Annotated in this window: 15 protein-coding genes; 9 read left to right on the plus strand and 6 right to left on the minus strand. The window is 56.1% G+C overall.

Annotation, left to right across the window (positions count from 1 at the left end; all coding sequences use genetic code 11):
* Positions 1 to 10: 10 nt before the first annotated feature.
* From AC2FJV_RS07170 to AC2FJV_RS07180, 3 genes are all read left to right on the plus strand, one after another.
* The gene (locus AC2FJV_RS07170; RefSeq protein ID WP_142637842.1) at positions 11 to 352 is read left to right on the plus strand and encodes a copper resistance CopC family protein; all 342 of its coding nucleotides are present in this window, start codon (positions 11 to 13) and stop codon (positions 350 to 352) included.
* Positions 349 to 1,221: a CopD family protein gene (locus AC2FJV_RS07175; RefSeq protein ID WP_496713215.1), complete on the plus strand. Its 873-nt coding sequence runs from the start codon at positions 349 to 351 to the stop codon at positions 1,219 to 1,221. Before AC2FJV_RS07170 ends, AC2FJV_RS07175 begins: the two co-directional genes overlap by 4 nt.
* 92 nt (positions 1,222 to 1,313) lie before the next feature.
* On the plus strand, positions 1,314 to 1,667 hold the full coding sequence (locus AC2FJV_RS07180; RefSeq protein WP_425472001.1) for a c-type cytochrome: 354 nt from the start codon (positions 1,314 to 1,316) through the stop codon (positions 1,665 to 1,667).
* Positions 1,668 to 1,746: 79 nt separating this feature from the next.
* On the opposite strand, the gene AC2FJV_RS07185 is transcribed toward AC2FJV_RS07180, so the two are convergent.
* Complete coding sequence (locus tag AC2FJV_RS07185; protein ID WP_496694006.1) at positions 1,747 to 2,838, minus strand: NAD(P)/FAD-dependent oxidoreductase; 1,092 nt, start codon at positions 2,836 to 2,838, stop codon at positions 1,747 to 1,749.
* 87 nt (positions 2,839 to 2,925) lie between these two features.
* Between AC2FJV_RS07185 and AC2FJV_RS07190 the strand changes: the two genes are divergently transcribed.
* Positions 2,926 to 3,285: a winged helix-turn-helix transcriptional regulator gene (locus AC2FJV_RS07190; protein ID WP_142637835.1), complete on the plus strand. Its 360-nt coding sequence runs from the start codon at positions 2,926 to 2,928 to the stop codon at positions 3,283 to 3,285.
* 54 nt (positions 3,286 to 3,339) lie between these two features.
* Here AC2FJV_RS07190 and AC2FJV_RS07195 read toward each other — a convergent pair whose 3' ends face one another.
* The 5 genes from AC2FJV_RS07195 to AC2FJV_RS07215 all read right to left on the minus strand — a co-directional run bounded on the left by AC2FJV_RS07195 (position 3,340) and on the right by AC2FJV_RS07215 (position 9,028).
* Positions 3,340 to 4,650: a TRAP transporter large permease gene (locus AC2FJV_RS07195; protein WP_496713217.1), complete on the minus strand. Its 1,311-nt coding sequence runs from the start codon at positions 4,648 to 4,650 to the stop codon at positions 3,340 to 3,342.
* On the minus strand, positions 4,647 to 5,186 hold the full coding sequence (locus AC2FJV_RS07200; RefSeq protein WP_281973154.1) for a TRAP transporter small permease subunit: 540 nt from the start codon (positions 5,184 to 5,186) through the stop codon (positions 4,647 to 4,649). Before AC2FJV_RS07200 ends, AC2FJV_RS07195 begins: the two co-directional genes overlap by 4 nt.
* Before the next feature lie 65 nt (positions 5,187 to 5,251).
* A complete protein-coding gene (dctP, locus tag AC2FJV_RS07205) occupies positions 5,252 to 6,316 on the minus strand; it encodes a TRAP transporter substrate-binding protein DctP (RefSeq protein WP_496713219.1) in 1,065 nt (354 codons plus the stop codon).
* Positions 6,317 to 6,514: 198 nt separating this feature from the next.
* Positions 6,515 to 8,053: an aldehyde dehydrogenase (NADP(+)) gene (locus AC2FJV_RS07210; protein ID WP_496713221.1), complete on the minus strand. Its 1,539-nt coding sequence runs from the start codon at positions 8,051 to 8,053 to the stop codon at positions 6,515 to 6,517.
* A 9-nt stretch (positions 8,054 to 8,062) separates the two neighbouring features.
* Complete coding sequence (locus AC2FJV_RS07215; protein ID WP_496713299.1) at positions 8,063 to 9,028, minus strand: dihydrodipicolinate synthase family protein; 966 nt, start codon at positions 9,026 to 9,028, stop codon at positions 8,063 to 8,065.
* Between the two features lie 256 nt (positions 9,029 to 9,284).
* Here AC2FJV_RS07215 and AC2FJV_RS07220 point away from each other — a divergent pair, with 256 nt between their 5' ends.
* The 5 genes from AC2FJV_RS07220 (at position 9,285) to AC2FJV_RS07240 (ending at position 14,321) form a co-directional block, all read left to right on the plus strand.
* Positions 9,285 to 9,986, plus strand: a complete 702-nt coding sequence (locus AC2FJV_RS07220; RefSeq protein ID WP_496690004.1) for a GntR family transcriptional regulator — start codon at positions 9,285 to 9,287, stop codon at positions 9,984 to 9,986.
* A gap of 159 nt (positions 9,987 to 10,145) precedes the next feature.
* Positions 10,146 to 10,751 carry a helix-turn-helix domain-containing protein gene (locus AC2FJV_RS07225; protein ID WP_281973159.1) on the plus strand — a complete coding sequence of 202 codons (606 nt, stop codon included), beginning with the start codon at positions 10,146 to 10,148 and terminating at the stop codon, positions 10,749 to 10,751.
* 133 nt (positions 10,752 to 10,884) lie between these two features.
* Complete coding sequence (locus AC2FJV_RS07230; protein ID WP_496713223.1) at positions 10,885 to 12,468, plus strand: ABC transporter substrate-binding protein; 1,584 nt, start codon at positions 10,885 to 10,887, stop codon at positions 12,466 to 12,468.
* Between the two features lie 57 nt (positions 12,469 to 12,525).
* Positions 12,526 to 13,467 (plus strand): ABC transporter permease, encoded by a 942-nt coding sequence (locus AC2FJV_RS07235; protein WP_142637818.1) that lies wholly within the window; start codon positions 12,526 to 12,528, stop codon positions 13,465 to 13,467.
* Positions 13,464 to 14,321 (plus strand): ABC transporter permease, encoded by an 858-nt coding sequence (locus tag AC2FJV_RS07240; RefSeq protein ID WP_496713225.1) that lies wholly within the window; start codon positions 13,464 to 13,466, stop codon positions 14,319 to 14,321. The genes AC2FJV_RS07235 and AC2FJV_RS07240 overlap by 4 nt, the downstream gene beginning before the upstream one ends.
* Positions 14,322 to 14,323: the final 2 nt, after the last annotated feature.

Here is a 14,323-nt window from a genome sequence, read left to right on the forward strand (position 1 = left end):
GGATAGCCCCATGAAGAAGATTGTAACGCTTATACTCTTGGCCGCGCTCCCCAATTTTGCGCTGGCGCATTCCAAGGCCACAGAAACAACACCTGCAGATGGAACCACAGTAACGATTGTGCCCGCTGAAATTGGCCTCAATTTCTCGAAAGACATCCGGTTGACCCGGATAGAGATGGCACATGAAGAACACGGGGCAGTACGACTGGATCTAGGCGACCAGGCAAGATTTGCTCAGAAGTTCAAAATTCCACTGCCAGGCAATGGCGCGGGCACCTATGTCATCGAGTGGCGCGGTTTAGGTGAGGATGGTCATGCTATGCAGGGCGCGTTTACCTTTACTGTGGAATGAGCATGCCAGACATCTGGGAAATTGCTGCAATCCTCGCAAAGCTAGCACTCTATATCGGCTTTGCGGGGGCCACTGGCCTTGTGGTCGTTAAGTGTCTCTATTCCAGCTTGGTCATACCGATAAGCCTGGCGATGAAACGCCAATCCATGGCCTTGGCGTGGCTTGCTCTCATCGCGACGGCACTGGGATTCATGCTTAGTGGTGCCCTCTTGACGGGCGGAGCGGATGGGCTGGTCGACCCCGAAATGCTTGGATTACTCTGGCAGACTTCCGTAGGCGATGTATTTGTTCTTCGAGTGATAGGCGCAGCAATGATCCTTGTCGGATTGTCTGTTCCGCGCTTTGGTTTAGGGATCGCACTTGTGGGTGGCACGATGGCTCTGTGGTCCTTTGCACAGATCGGGCACCTATCGGATCTAGAGAATTTTGGTACCCAACTCTTGTTACTAGCACACCTGCTCTGTGTAGCCTTCTGGGTAGGCATATTCAGCCCGCTGCGGAGTATGGCTCTTCAACCTGAGCAAATTGCAGACGCTGCTGCACTTGGGCATAGGTTTGGCCAAGCTGCGGCACTGATGGTACCCGCATTGATCGTCGCAGGTTTCTGGATGGCTTGGTTGCTTGTTGGTGATCTCCGAGCGCTCATCTCCACTGGTTATGGGCAGGCCCTGTTGCTCAAAGTACTATTTGTAGGGCTGCTATTGATCCTAGCCGCCGCGAACAAGCTTCGATTTGTTCCGGCAATGCTAGACGGAGATACCAAGGCGGCGCAGCACCTCGCCCGTTCCATCGACGTTGAGGCGCTGATCGTTCTGGCGGTGCTGACAACTACGGCGACACTAACAACCGTTCTGACGCTTCCGAATTGAGGTGGGTGGAGATGACCAGGCACTTATTTATATTGGTCCTATGCAGCGTTTATTCCAGCGTTGCCGCGGATCATACGTTTACAGACAGAGACGTGGCGAATGGACAGAGGCTCTACGTAGATCAATGCGCCGCGTGCCACGGCGTTAACCTGGAAGGCCAACCCAACTGGCAAACACCGGGTGAAGACGGTGTGATGCCTGCGCCACCACATGACGTGACCGGGCACACATGGCACCATGATAGCCTGCTTTTGTTTGACTACACCAAATTCGGCGGTGCAAAGACACTGGCCGCACGCGGCGTCAAGAATTTCAACAGTGGCATGCCGGGTTTCGAAGGCACTTTGACTGATGACGGCATATGGGATGTTCTGGCTTATATCCGTTCCACATGGCCGAAAGATATTCAGCAGGCACAAGCCAGTCGCAACCTCGCACACGACTAGAGGCAGGCCAACACGAATGTCAGAGACATCATCTGTGTGGGATGCCTGAACGTTGGCAAATCGCAATGTTCAGGAGGAACTATTTTCCGGAGCTCGAAATCCCAAAAGCCTTTCGATATTTGGGAATGAAAATATCTTTCCCCTTTATCTTGCGTGTGATCCAGTCACCCACTGTCACAAAAAGCCAGCTGCTGCCGATGACCGGCCCAAGGGGCACCAGAATGGGTGCTTTTTTCCAGGGCGCGTAGGGTTTCTGACTTTCAACGGGTGCGCCCTCGATTACTTTCTTAAGCGTTTTGATCAGCCACGGATTCTGCCGTGCCGTTGCTACGATTGTCATTCCGTCGCCAATGTCGGCAATGTCACCGCCGACGAAGACATTCGGATAGCTTGACGGTCGCAACCATTTGTCGGTTTTGACCCTACCCAATGCATCAGCCGACACGCCCGGAAGGCTTTGAACCAAAGACGATTGGGGTTTCGATCCAACCACCGGAAATATAAGATCTGCCGCAATCACTCTACCGTCGGTCAAGCTCACGGATCCTTCGTAGGGCCGATCCAAATGGCGTAAATCCTGCGCCCTCTGGCCGAGAATGACAGTGACGCCCAGCCGTTCCAACTTACCTTTGAGCTGCGCGCCTAGCTTGGCCGGGTACTTGGGAAACAAGATATCATCCGACGAAACCAGGGTGATGGATTTACCCGGATGTGCCGAGGCGGTTTCGCCCGCAAGCTCTGTCCCGACAGCGCCTGCCCCTACGATCACAACTGAATTCGCTTTGGCCAATAGCGCGCTGACGTCTTTGCTCGCTTGCTGAAAATCCGCAATGCTGTCACCCGACGGCTTGAACGGCGCTGCATAGGATGATCCGGTGGCGATCAGGATATAGTCCGCCGGAAAGACAGCTCCAGATTCCAAAGTGACCTCGGTTTCAGAGACCGAAACGGCGCGCCCGCGCACGACCTTACCCGATTGAAGCAGATTGTCGTATGGCAGGATGAGCTGGTCCAGCAAGGCGGGTTCAACCAGCGCGCGGATCGCTGCAGGCGGATGCACGAACGCTTCGCGTTGCTCAATCAGGGTGACGTCCGCGCAAGCGTCCAGTTCCCGGGCAACTTCAAACCCGACATAGCCCCCGCCAATGATCACAATTTTCTTCTTCGCCATAGGGTCCCCCCGTTGCGGCATAACGTTCTGACCACTATCTAAAATTGCACGTTCACACGAACAAGTACGGTCATATAGGATACTGCCTTGAAACATGATGAGTTAGAGGATCATTGTCAGATCGAAGCATTGATCTCAGCGATCTCAGGTCGATGGAAGCTGTTGATCATCTACTGGCTTTCGCAGGGGGACTGCCGGTTCAACCAGCTTCAGCGAAACCTCGGACGCATCACGCATCGAACGTTGACGCGCCAGCTGACCGAGTTGCAGACGACGGGCTTTGTCTCTCGCAAAGACTTCAAGACCATACCGCCGCATGTCGAATACAGCCTCACACCTCTGGGTCAAAGCCTGCTTCCACTGCTGTATGAGATGCATCAATGGGCGGCGCAGAATGCGGACAAGTTACCGGAACCGAAAGATCTTTCGAAACAACTAGGGCGATGACCTAGCCCATTGAACAGGGGCCAGGCATCTGAAGGGGCAAGACCAAGATCTATGTCAAAGCCCGACCAATATCTCTGGCAACCATGTCGCCACTTCGGGGATCAGGATGATAACCAAAAGAACCAGCATTTGCGCCCCTACAAAGGGCAACACGCCGCGATACATCTGCCCATAGCTCATGTCACGCGGAGCGATTGAGCGAAGATAGAAAATCGACGGTGCCATTGGCGGTGTCAGATACGAAGTCTGAATCACCACTAGAACCATCATGGCAAACCAGATCGGATCGATTCCGGCGGATTTCACGATCGGGGCAAAGATCGGAATGAAAATCAGAACGATCGACACCCAGTCCAGTACAAAGCCCGCGAAAAAGACCACCAACAAAAAGAATGCGATGATACCGGCATTGCCATACCCGATCCCGGCAACGGTATCGCGCACCAGCTGTCCGCCTCCGGTGACCGCAAAGATGCTGGTGAACATCGTGCCTCCGGCCACGATCAACATGATCATAGCGGTGATGCGCAGGGTCACATTCAGTGCCTCGGACATCAGTTTCAGGTTTAGTTCCCGAAACATCAAAGCCAGCAGGATCGTACCGGCGGCCCCGACTGCGGCAGCTTCGGTAGCCGAGGCGACACCGGCCAGAAGCGAGCCCAGCACCAGGACAATCAATGCCAGCGGGGGCAACAATGCCGTCAACGTCACCTTCATCTTACGGCCGGTTGGCATCGCGCGCTCTGCCTGTGGCAACGGAGGAGCGTCAGCAGGTCGGACCATGCTGCGCACCAAGATATAGAGCACGAAGAACACCACCATCAGCAGGCCGGGCAGGATAGATGCGGCAAACAGGTTGCCAATCGACAGCTGCGCAATCGACGCATAGACGACCACAATGACCGAGGGTGGAATTATTGTCCCCAGTGAGCCCCCTGCACAGATTGTTCCCGCGATGAGGTCATTACGATAACCCGCTTTGGTCATGGCTGGGATGGCCATCAACCCCACAACTATCTCGACCGCACCTACAACGCCGGATGCGGCGGCGAAAACCGCGCACATTGCAATCGTCGACAGCGCCAATCCACCGGGCAAGCCGCCCAGCCACAACTGCAGTGCAAAGAACAGACGTTTCGCGATCCCCGAACGCTCAAGTATCGCCCCCATGAAAATGAACAGAGGGATTGCTGCCAGTACGAAATTCGAAGCCGTATGAAGCAGCGGACCATAAAGCTGCAAAAAGATCAGCTCGCCGAACATCATGTAGCCAAAGGCGACGGAGATGATGATGAGCGAAAAGGCCACCGGCACTCCGGCAAAGACCAGCACAAAAAGGGCTGCAAACATCAGTAATGGTGTCATTGGTTTTCTTCCATGCCGTCCAGTTCGCCCGGTGCCTCACCAGGGTTCTTGCGCCCCGAAAGCAACTTGATCGCCTCAGCCAGGAATTGCAGCGCCAAGGCCGCCAGACCAACGGCGATGACCGTGTAAAACGGCCAGACAACCGGCGCCCAGGGGCTGACACTTTCGACCTCTCCGGTGATCAGTGCTTTCCCGGCTTTTTTGCTTGCAACCCAGGCAAAAATGGTCGTGATCGGTGTCATGACCAACAGAAAGACAGCACCGTTCAACAGCTGCTGCGCCCGCATTGGCATACGCTGCGACAGAAAGTCGATCCTGACATGCACGTCACAGCGCAGGGCATAAGCCGCCCCAAGCAGAAAAACCGAACCGTTCAGCATGTACGAGATATCAAACGCCCAAAGCGTCGGCGCACCAAACGCATAGCGAGCAACAACCTCGTACAGCATTGCCACGATCAGGGCAAAAATTACGCATCGACCCAGCAGGGCCAGCGCCCCAGCAATCGCGTCGATGACTCTGAGAATAGTGGTCATGTATGTCCCCGGAAACGGATGACCGGCACGAATATCCAGTCATCCAACCAATGTCAGGGCAGAGCTTATTCGGCGCTGTCGCGAACCAAATAACCCGAATTCTCGGCCCAGTTCGCTTGATAGGTGAGGTAGCTGTCCAGAACCTCTTGCATCCGGGCGCTTCCGTCTTCGGCTTTTTTGGCAGCCTGGCTACGGGCCCAATCGCGCCCGGCGGCGCGGATCTTTTCGGATTCCGCTGGTACCATGTTGATGATTTCAACTTTGGTGTCGCGGAAGGCAGCCATGGCTTGAATGTCCGCGTGACCGAAATGTGTGAAGCTTTCGTATGTTGTCAGCTTGGCCGCTGCGGTAACCTGAAGCTTGATATCCCCGGGCAGAGCATCCCAGGTTTCCTGTTTGACGAAGACTTCCCACAGAAAGGACGGCTGATGCACGCCGGGCATGATCATATAGGGCGCAACCTCGTGGAAACCTTCAGAGATATTGCCTCCTGGTGTCGACCATTCGACCGCGTCCACACCCTTACGCTGCAGCAAAGTGTAGATTTCATTTCCCGGGACAACCGTCGGAACGCCGCCAAAGCTTTCCTGTAGAACAGCGGCCCATGCGCCCGAGGTCCGGTATTTGACGCCCTTCAGATCGTTGGTTGTTTCGATCTTGACGTTCGAATGCGCCATAACTTCGGACGTACCGACCCCAACGACCAGCGTGTGCAGACCCATTTCTTCGCGGCGGAAATCCTGCAGCATCTGCTCACCGCCGCCTTCATAGATCCAGTGCAGGGTCGCCTCGCCGGACATTCCACCGGGGAAGCTGGCGAAAACGGCATTGGTCGGGTCCTGGTTTACCAGATAAGACGGCGTGGAATGTCCGGCTTCGACGATGCCGTCCTGAACTACTTCATACGCCTTGAAGGCCGGGGCCAGAACGCCCGCGCCAAAAGGTTGGACATGCATGCGCCCCGCGGTCAGTGTGTCCACATTAGCCGCAAATCGTTCCATGAAGTTCTGGTAAAAGAATGAACCTTCACCAATCGCTGCGGTCATCTTCCATTCAATTTCTGCGGCGCTTGCGGGCATTGCAAGCGTGGTTGTTACCGCCAGGGCGGCAAAGTTCGAGAAGAGTTTCATCTTGTCCTCCTGTTATGGGCCAAAGCCCGATTTTGCACGTCGAATGACGCGGAATTTCCGGTGATCTGCTTCTATGGCAGAGTGTTGCGGATGATACGGAACAGCCGATCTGGGTGTCCCTGCCCGGCCCCGTTCACCGGGGCCAAAGCCTTTGATATGGCCGAAGGAATTTCTTGCCTCAGCCCTGTGGTTCACCGCTTATTGCGTCGAGCCTTCCAGATCTTCGGGGCTGAGTGCGGCGGGCATGTTCTGATATGCTACGGGTCGCAGCCAACGGCGGATGGCCATTGTGCCGACGCTTGTCGCGCCGAAATTCGTGCTGGCAGGATAAGGCCCCCCGTGGACCATGGACCCCACCACCTCGACCCCGGTTGGGAAGCCGTTGAACAGCAACCGCCCGGCCTTGCGCTCCAGAATCGGGAAGAGTTGCTGCGCCAGCGCAGTGTCGCTGTCATCCATCTGGATCGTGGCCGTAAGTTGCCCGTCCAGCTGGGCTGACAAGGCAACCATCTCTTTTTCCGAGCCCACGCGCACAATCAGCGATGCGGGCCCAAACACTTCTTCGCTGAGGCTGGGATCAGCCAGAAACGCTTCGGCATCGGTTTCGAATAGCGCCGGTTCAGCTGAACGGCCTGAAGTGGAACCTTGATGGATCGTGCGCACGGCGGGATGTTCGGCCAAATGCGATTGGCCGGATCGAAATGCCTCGGCAATCCCATCGGTCAGCATGGTCTGTGACGGCACTGTACTCAGGGCACTCGCAGCAGCATCGATAAATTGGTCAGCATCATCGCCTGTGATCATCACGGCAACACCCGGATTGGTGCAAAACTGCCCTGCCCCCATGGTCATTGACCCCGCCCAGGCTTTGCCGATCTCTTCACCTCTGGCGGCCATAGCGTTTGGAAGAACAAACATCGGATTGACCGAGCCCAATTCACCAAAGAACGGGATCGGGTCTGGGCGCGTTGTGCAGAGGTCAAACAGCGCCCTGCCTCCGGCCAGCCCACCGGTAAAGCCCACGGCACGGATTGCTGGATGCATTACCAATGCTTCTCCGATGCTGCGGTCCCCACCTTGCACCAATGAGAATACGCCGTCGGGCATACCGGTCGCCTTGGCCGCCGCTTGAATGGCATCAGCGACGATTTCGCCGGTGCCTGGATGGGCGGGGTGGCCTTTGACCACGACCGGGCAACCTGCGGCCAGTGCCGATGCGGTGTCACCTCCGGCAACCGAAAATGCCAAGGGGAAGTTCGAAGCGCCAAAAACAGCCACCGGGCCAACCGGGCGCTGCATCATCTTGATGTCAGGACGTGGGGCGGGTTGGCGATCCGGCATCGCCAGATCATGGCGGCGCTCTAGATACGCACCATCCTGGACGAATTCGGCAAACATGCGCAACTGACCAACCGTGCGTCCCCGCTCGCCTTGAAGACGCATCTCAGGCAGACCGGTTTCTGCACTGCCAATGCTGGTGATGGCCTCGGCACGGGCCTCGATCTCATCCGCGATAGCATTCAGGAACTTGGCCCGATCCGCTCGGCTGCGATTGGCGTAATCTCCAAAGGCGGCCTCGGCCAGGGTACAGGCCTGATCAACCAACTCAGGCGTACCCGCAGCAAAGTTGCTCCCCTCACCCGAGACGGGGCTGGAGGCAAAGCTTTCATCAGCTCCAACCCACTGACCGCCAATCAAGTGCTGACCGCGAAAAACATATCCATTATTCAACGACATACCCAATCCTCACGCTGCATTTTGCGCCGAAGAATCGGCCTGACTAGTCCAGTTCTCGTACCAGGTACGGAACAGTCTGAACTGTTGTTCAACATAGCCGCGCTGGCTGTCAGTAAGGGCATCTGTTTCGTTGAAATGATGCGTGTATTCGGGATGACCCGTCATAACCATCAAGTGTTTGTAGTAGAGCACAAGATCGGTGCCTTCGTCGAACGACGACAAAACGCCCAAAGCCGCCTCAAGCTCCAACGCTCGAGCACGCGCGTTGGCATCGCCCTTGGCCGCCGCCTGACACAAATCCACCAGATGCAGAATCTCATCGGGCAGCACATTCCCGATCCCAGTGATGGCGCCGGTTGCGCCACAATTCACGATCCCCTGGAACACCGCGGTATCCACGCCGACCATCAGGGAAACATTGTCATCACCGCTGGTGATGTTTTCGGACGCATAGCGCAGATCTTCGGCGCCGCCGAATTCCTTGTAACCGATCAGGTTCGGGTGGTCCTTGCGCAGATCAAAGAACAGGTCCGCACGGGTGGTAAATCCGTAATAAGGGCTGTTGTAGATCACTGCGGGAAGATCCGGTGCCGCGGCCAGAATGCCTTTGAAGTGGTGCCGCTGCGCAGTCATGGACGCGCCGCGTGACAGTACACGCGGAATGACCATCAAACCGCTGGCGCCCACTTTCTGCGCGTGTGCGGCATGCTGGACTGCCATGGCCGAATTGATCGCGCCTGTTCCCACGATCACCGGGATACCAGCCCCGACCAACGCCTCGACGCCCTGCATACGCTGTGCATCGGTCAAAAGGGGCCAATCACCCATCGAGCCACAATAGACAACCGCGGACATGCCCGTCTCGATCAGCTCATGACCTTTACGCACAAGCGCCTCAAAGTCAGGACTGCGATCCGAGCGACAGGGCGTCATCAGGGCCGGGATACATCCGGAAAAGACATTCGGGTTCACGATTTGGGTCTCCGTAATTTTTTTCCCGGGCCGGTGGATTGCCCCACCGGGTTAGGGATTCGCGTAATCTTGCCGTCAGTCTACTTTAAATATTTTATTTGTCGACAAATTTTCGACAATAAGAAATAAGGCCCTAAAATATGTGAAAAACAACTGGTTTTTGGCTGGGATTAACACTCGACTTAGCACCGGTACGTGTGGCAAAATTGATGTGCGAACGCAGATGGACCGCGATCCAGCGGCTAGGGAATGCTCTGACATGGAAAAACGAAAGCCGGTCGAAGCCGGCCGCAAACGTGGATCAGGCGTTCAGTTCGTCTATGAAACCCTGCGGGACGAAATCATCGACCTCGCCCTTGCGCCCGGCAGCGCCATAGACGAGGCCAAGCTGAGCGAGCGGTTCTCGATGTCGCGCACCCCGATCCGTGAAGCCCTTGTCAGGCTGACGTCGGAAGGGCTCGTGGCGACACTGCCGAACCGCGCGAGCATAGTGGCGCCCATAGACTTTTTGAATCTTCACACATTCTTTGATGCGATGACCCTGATGTATCGCGTTACAACCCGGCTGGCCGCCGAATACCGAAAGGACCAGGATCTGTGCGACATTCGCATGCGGCAGCAGGAATTTTCGGATGCAGCTGCCAAAAATGACGTTCTGACCATGATCGCAAAAAATGCAGAGCTTCATAATGCAATCGCCAAAGCAGGGCGCAACCCATATTACGAAAGCCTGACGCGCAGATTGCTGAACGAAGGGCAACGGATCATGCGGCCCTATTATTCGTCCTTTGGGGATCGGTTGCCGGATCGGTATTCCCTGGAGCATGACGACATAATCGCAGCTATAGCGGCGCAGGACATCACCGAGGCCGACCGATTGGCGAGCGCCCATGCGGAACAAATCGTCCAGAACATCCGCGACATGATCTCGGCGGATCGGCGTCACTCAATCAAACTCTGATTCTGTTTCGCTAGATATTAAGCCGTTGGAAAAATTGAGGGGTTTGAAGGTTTATATCCAGATCTTCCCAAAAAAATTTACCCATGCTAAAAAAAATTTTGATATTTCCTCTGCGATCCGGTTGAATGCGCGGCAACCCACGATTCCGGGAGACAGGGAATGAACGCAGCAAACGCGCGCGACAAATCAAAGCCGAAGGGCACGCCGACCGAACTGGGGCAGGCAATTCGCAGGCGGCGCAAGGCGATGGGCCTGACTTTGGACAAGGTCGCACAGACCTCTGATCTGACAACGGGCTTTCTGTCTCAGGTCGAGCGCGGCCTGAGCTCACCCTCGCTGACCTCGCTGATGGCGATTGCCGCGGCACTTCAAACCAGCATCGAAAAGCTGCTCAGCGTACCCGAGGTGTTCAGCGAATATGTGGCAAAGGACAACCGCCAGACATATTCCTTGGGTATGCGGGGCAGGTTTTATGAGAAGCTGGGCCCTGGTTTTACCGGTGCATTGTTCAACCCACAGATCGTTCATCGCCCCCCGGGGCACGTTTCCGAAAAGATGCGGCATGAGGGCGAGGCGTTTTGCTATTTGATCTCGGGACGGCTTGAATATCACCTTGGTGACAAGGTTTTCATTATGTCGCCAGGTGACGTCGTTCACCACGACACATCTACCCGTCATTTCTCAGTCGTATTGGGGGACGTAGAAGCCGTAGAGCTTTGGGTAACAACCTCTCCGATCAATGATTCCGGCTTTGTGGCAAGTTAAATTGACCAACCGAACAGAGGTCAGCCTAAATACATTTGGCCAATTTTCACCCACCACTAAAAAAAGCTTTAGTATTGTTAAGAATCGGATATGGTCGCCCCGAGCATGAATTCATTCTGCGGGAGGACTGATTATGAAATTGAAGACGGTTTTGGGACTAACCGTTGCCGCTACCCTGGCCATGCCTGCTTTGGCACAGGAAAGAGGCGGCACACTCAACTTTGCACGCTATGACGGGTCGCGCCTGATTGATCCGATCTATGCGGATCGCAACCCTGATATCTGGATGGTCGGCAGCCTGTTCGACACCCTGCTGCGGAGCAGTGCCGACGGCAATTCCGTCGAACCCGGCCTTGCTGAGACCTATACAGTCTCTGACGATGGTAAAACGGTTTCGCTGACCCTGCGCGAGGGGATCAAATTCGCAAACGGTTCGCCCATGTCAGGTGACGACGTAGTCTTTTCCCTCGACCGAGCGCGCAATCCCGACCTGAGCCCCTGGGCTGGCTTGCTGGGTTCGATCGACGCGGTTACCGCAGATGGAAACGCGATCACGGTTGCCCTTGGCAGCCCGGATCCAACCATCCTGTCCATGCTGGCCACATTCAACACGGCAATCGTGTCCAAAGCGGCCTTTGAGGCCGCAGAAGGTGCAACAGATCAGGAAAAATCCGCTGCGATATTTGCCGCCACAGCCGCCGGAGTAGGCTCTGGCCCCTTCTATCTGTGTGGCTTTGAACAAGGTGCATCGATGGATTTCTGCGCCAATGAAAACTATTGGCGCATGGGCGCAGACGGCAAAGCTCTGCCGTATCTGGATGCCGTACATTTTGAGATCATCCCGGATGACGCTACCCGCATTCTGAGTTTGCAGGCCGGAGAAGTTGATGCCGCAGAATTCATCCCGTTCAGCCGTGTGGCCGAGCTGGAGCAGGATTCAAACATCAACATGAACCTCTATCCGTCCACGCGGATCATCTATTCGCCAATCAATACGCGCGATAACCGAGCCGATGGTTCTGCCAACCCACTGGCCGACGCCCGCGTCCGGCAGGCGCTGAACTATGGCACCAACAAAGAAGCGTTGATCGGGCTGGTACTGCATGGCGCGGGTCAACCGATGAGCTCGCCGTTGATGGCCAAGGCTACCCAATATGCCGCCGACATGACCCCGCTCTATGGCTATGACGTGGACAAGGCCAAGGCATTGTTGGCCGAGGCCGGGTTTGCCGATGGAACCGAAATCACCTTTACCACGCTGGCAGGTTCTGCGGACGATGCAACCATCTTTGCGGCGCTTCAGCAGATGTGGGCTCCTCTGGGCGTCGATCTTGTGGTCGAGCAAGTGGACGGCGCAACACGCGGCGCTAAGAACCGATCAGGTGAGTTTGACATTCACACCTATGGCTGGGTCAACGATGTAAATGATCCCAGTCAGGTGGTGGGCTGGCTGGGCCACACACCCACGGCCAAGGCAGTAGGAACCGGCTGGGAAAACGCCGAGTTTAACACCCTGTTCGACGAAGCCGCCGGTGAAATGGACGCCGAGGCGCGCAAAGCGAAATTCGCCCGAATGCAAGAGCTCTATGCCGAAGCAGCCCCCCTGCTGTTCATGTATGAGACCCCCTTTGCCGTTGCAGTTGGCTCGGCTGTCGAAGGCTATGTCCAGACCCCTCTGGGCAACAATATCTTCGATCAAGCAACCGTCAGCCGCTAAGGTAAGACCCCTGGTCCCGCCGCTTTCAGGCGGCGGGACAAATTTGCGGAGCTCGCTTTGTCCAGCCTGTCCTATATCTTCAAACGACTCCTGATGATGATCCCGACCTTTTTTCTGGTCATGATCATTATTTTTCTTCTTGTTCGATTGCTACCGGGAGACCCTGCCATTGCGATGGCCGGTGATCGTGCCTCGGACGCCGACATCCAGGCCATCCGTGAACGGCTTGGGTTGACCGAACCTATGCTGGTGCAATTCTGGCTGTTCCTTACCAATACCGTGCAGGGCGATCTGGGTCGGTCTATCCTGATGCGCTCGGATGTGATCAATGTGATTTCTGACCGTCTTCCTATCACTGTCTTCCTGACCGTGTATTCGGTGGTTTTGTCGCTGCTGATTGCCGGTCCGCTGGCCTTTGTTGCTGCGCTCAATCGGGGCCGCTGGCCTGATGCGGTGATCCGCACCGTTTTTCAGATCGGGCTGTCGATGCCGGTGTTCTATATTGGCCTCGTTCTGTTGACCTTTCTGGCAGCACAGCTGCGCCTGTTTCCGGTCGGAGGATATGGCGACACCTTTACCGAGCGGCTCTATCACCTGTTCCTGCCTTCAGTGACCGTAGCGCTTTACACCTCGGCCATCATCATGCGGAACCTGCGCAGCGCGATTATCGAGGTTCTGGACGCCGAATATGTTCAGTTCGCGCGTGCCAAAGGCCTGCCGCCTCGTTTGGTTCTGGGTCGCCACGTCCTGCGCAATGCGCTGATTTCCACGGTAACCCTGCTGGGCCTGTCCATCGGCAATCTGATGAGCGGGACATTGGTCACCGAAACCGTATTCGCCGTGCCCGGAATGGGGCGCCTGATGCTCGAGGCTATCTTTGCCCGCGACTACCCCCTGATTCAAGGGCTGACCCTGACATTTGCTGTTCTGGTTTCCGTGGTTTTCCTGATGACCGACCTGTTTCAGAGTCGCCTTGACCCAAGGATGCGCCTGCAATGAGTGACGCGACCTTCAACAGCACCTCGCAGCGCCCCACCTTCATGCAGCGGGCCTTGCGCAAGCCTGGGTTTGTGGCCGGGTGCATCATCATCGGGTTTTCGGTGCTGCTTGCCCTGTTTCCCGGCGTATTCGCGCCCTATGACCCAAGCGCAATCGACTATCAGGCCCTGCGCCAACCACCATCATGGGCACATCCGTTCGGCACAGATCTGTTAGGGCGCGACAGCCTATCCCGCGTCATCTGGGCCTATCAGGTCAACATGCAGATGGCAATTTTCGGGACTGTATTCGCGTTGGTCACCGGTATAACGGTTGGCGCGCTGGTCGGGTATTATCGCGGCATCGCGGACATGATCTTTGGCCGCATCGTTGACGCTGTAATAACCTTTCCTTTCCTGGTTCTTGTCATTGCCGTGGTTGCGGTTCTAGGGCCGGGCCTGATCAACATGTATATCGCGATTTCAGTTGTTTACTGGGTCTATTATGCGCGCCTGATGCGGGCCGAGGTAATCGCTCAAATGGGGAATGACTATGCCTCGGCCGGGGTGGTGATGGGATTTTCCGACAGCCGCATCATCTTCCGCCACCTGCTGCCAAACGCGATAACACCGGTTATTGTCTATTGGATGACTGACATGGCGCTGGTGATCTTGCTGGGGTCATCCCTTGGCTATCTGGGGTTGGGGGCGCAACCACCGCAGGCCGAATGGGGCGTGCTGATCGCCGAAGGGCGCAACTTTATCTCGACCGCCTGGTGGCTGAGCCTGATGCCCGGCATCGCCATCGTTCTGACCGGCCTTGGCTTTTCGCTTTTGGGCGATGGGCTTGCCGATCTGCTGAGACCGCGAGGATAGCG

The sequence above is a fragment of the Ruegeria sp. CDSA241 genome, from assembly GCF_059611265.1.

Excerpts from the sequence above, each read along its gene's own strand:
- AC2FJV_RS07220 (WP_496690004.1), top strand. The coding sequence starts at position 9,285 with ATGGAAAAACGAAAGCCGGTCGAAGCCGGCCGCAAACGTGGATCAGGC.
- AC2FJV_RS07185 (WP_496694006.1), bottom strand. The coding sequence starts at position 2,838 with ATGGCGAAGAAGAAAATTGTGATCATTGGCGGGGGCTATGTCGGGTTT.
- dctP (WP_496713219.1), bottom strand. The coding sequence starts at position 6,316 with ATGAAACTCTTCTCGAACTTTGCCGCCCTGGCGGTAACAACCACGCTT.
- AC2FJV_RS07210 (WP_496713221.1), bottom strand. The coding sequence starts at position 8,053 with ATGTCGTTGAATAATGGATATGTTTTTCGCGGTCAGCACTTGATTGGC.
- AC2FJV_RS07225 (WP_281973159.1), top strand. The coding sequence starts at position 10,146 with ATGAACGCAGCAAACGCGCGCGACAAATCAAAGCCGAAGGGCACGCCG.
- AC2FJV_RS07200 (WP_281973154.1), bottom strand. The coding sequence starts at position 5,186 with ATGACCACTATTCTCAGAGTCATCGACGCGATTGCTGGGGCGCTGGCC.
- AC2FJV_RS07230 (WP_496713223.1), top strand. The coding sequence starts at position 10,885 with ATGAAATTGAAGACGGTTTTGGGACTAACCGTTGCCGCTACCCTGGCC.
- AC2FJV_RS07170 (WP_142637842.1), top strand. The coding sequence starts at position 11 with ATGAAGAAGATTGTAACGCTTATACTCTTGGCCGCGCTCCCCAATTTT.
- AC2FJV_RS07240 (WP_496713225.1), top strand. The coding sequence starts at position 13,464 with ATGAGTGACGCGACCTTCAACAGCACCTCGCAGCGCCCCACCTTCATG.
- AC2FJV_RS07195 (WP_496713217.1), bottom strand. The coding sequence starts at position 4,650 with ATGACACCATTACTGATGTTTGCAGCCCTTTTTGTGCTGGTCTTTGCC.
- AC2FJV_RS07175 (WP_496713215.1), top strand. The coding sequence starts at position 349 with ATGAGCATGCCAGACATCTGGGAAATTGCTGCAATCCTCGCAAAGCTA.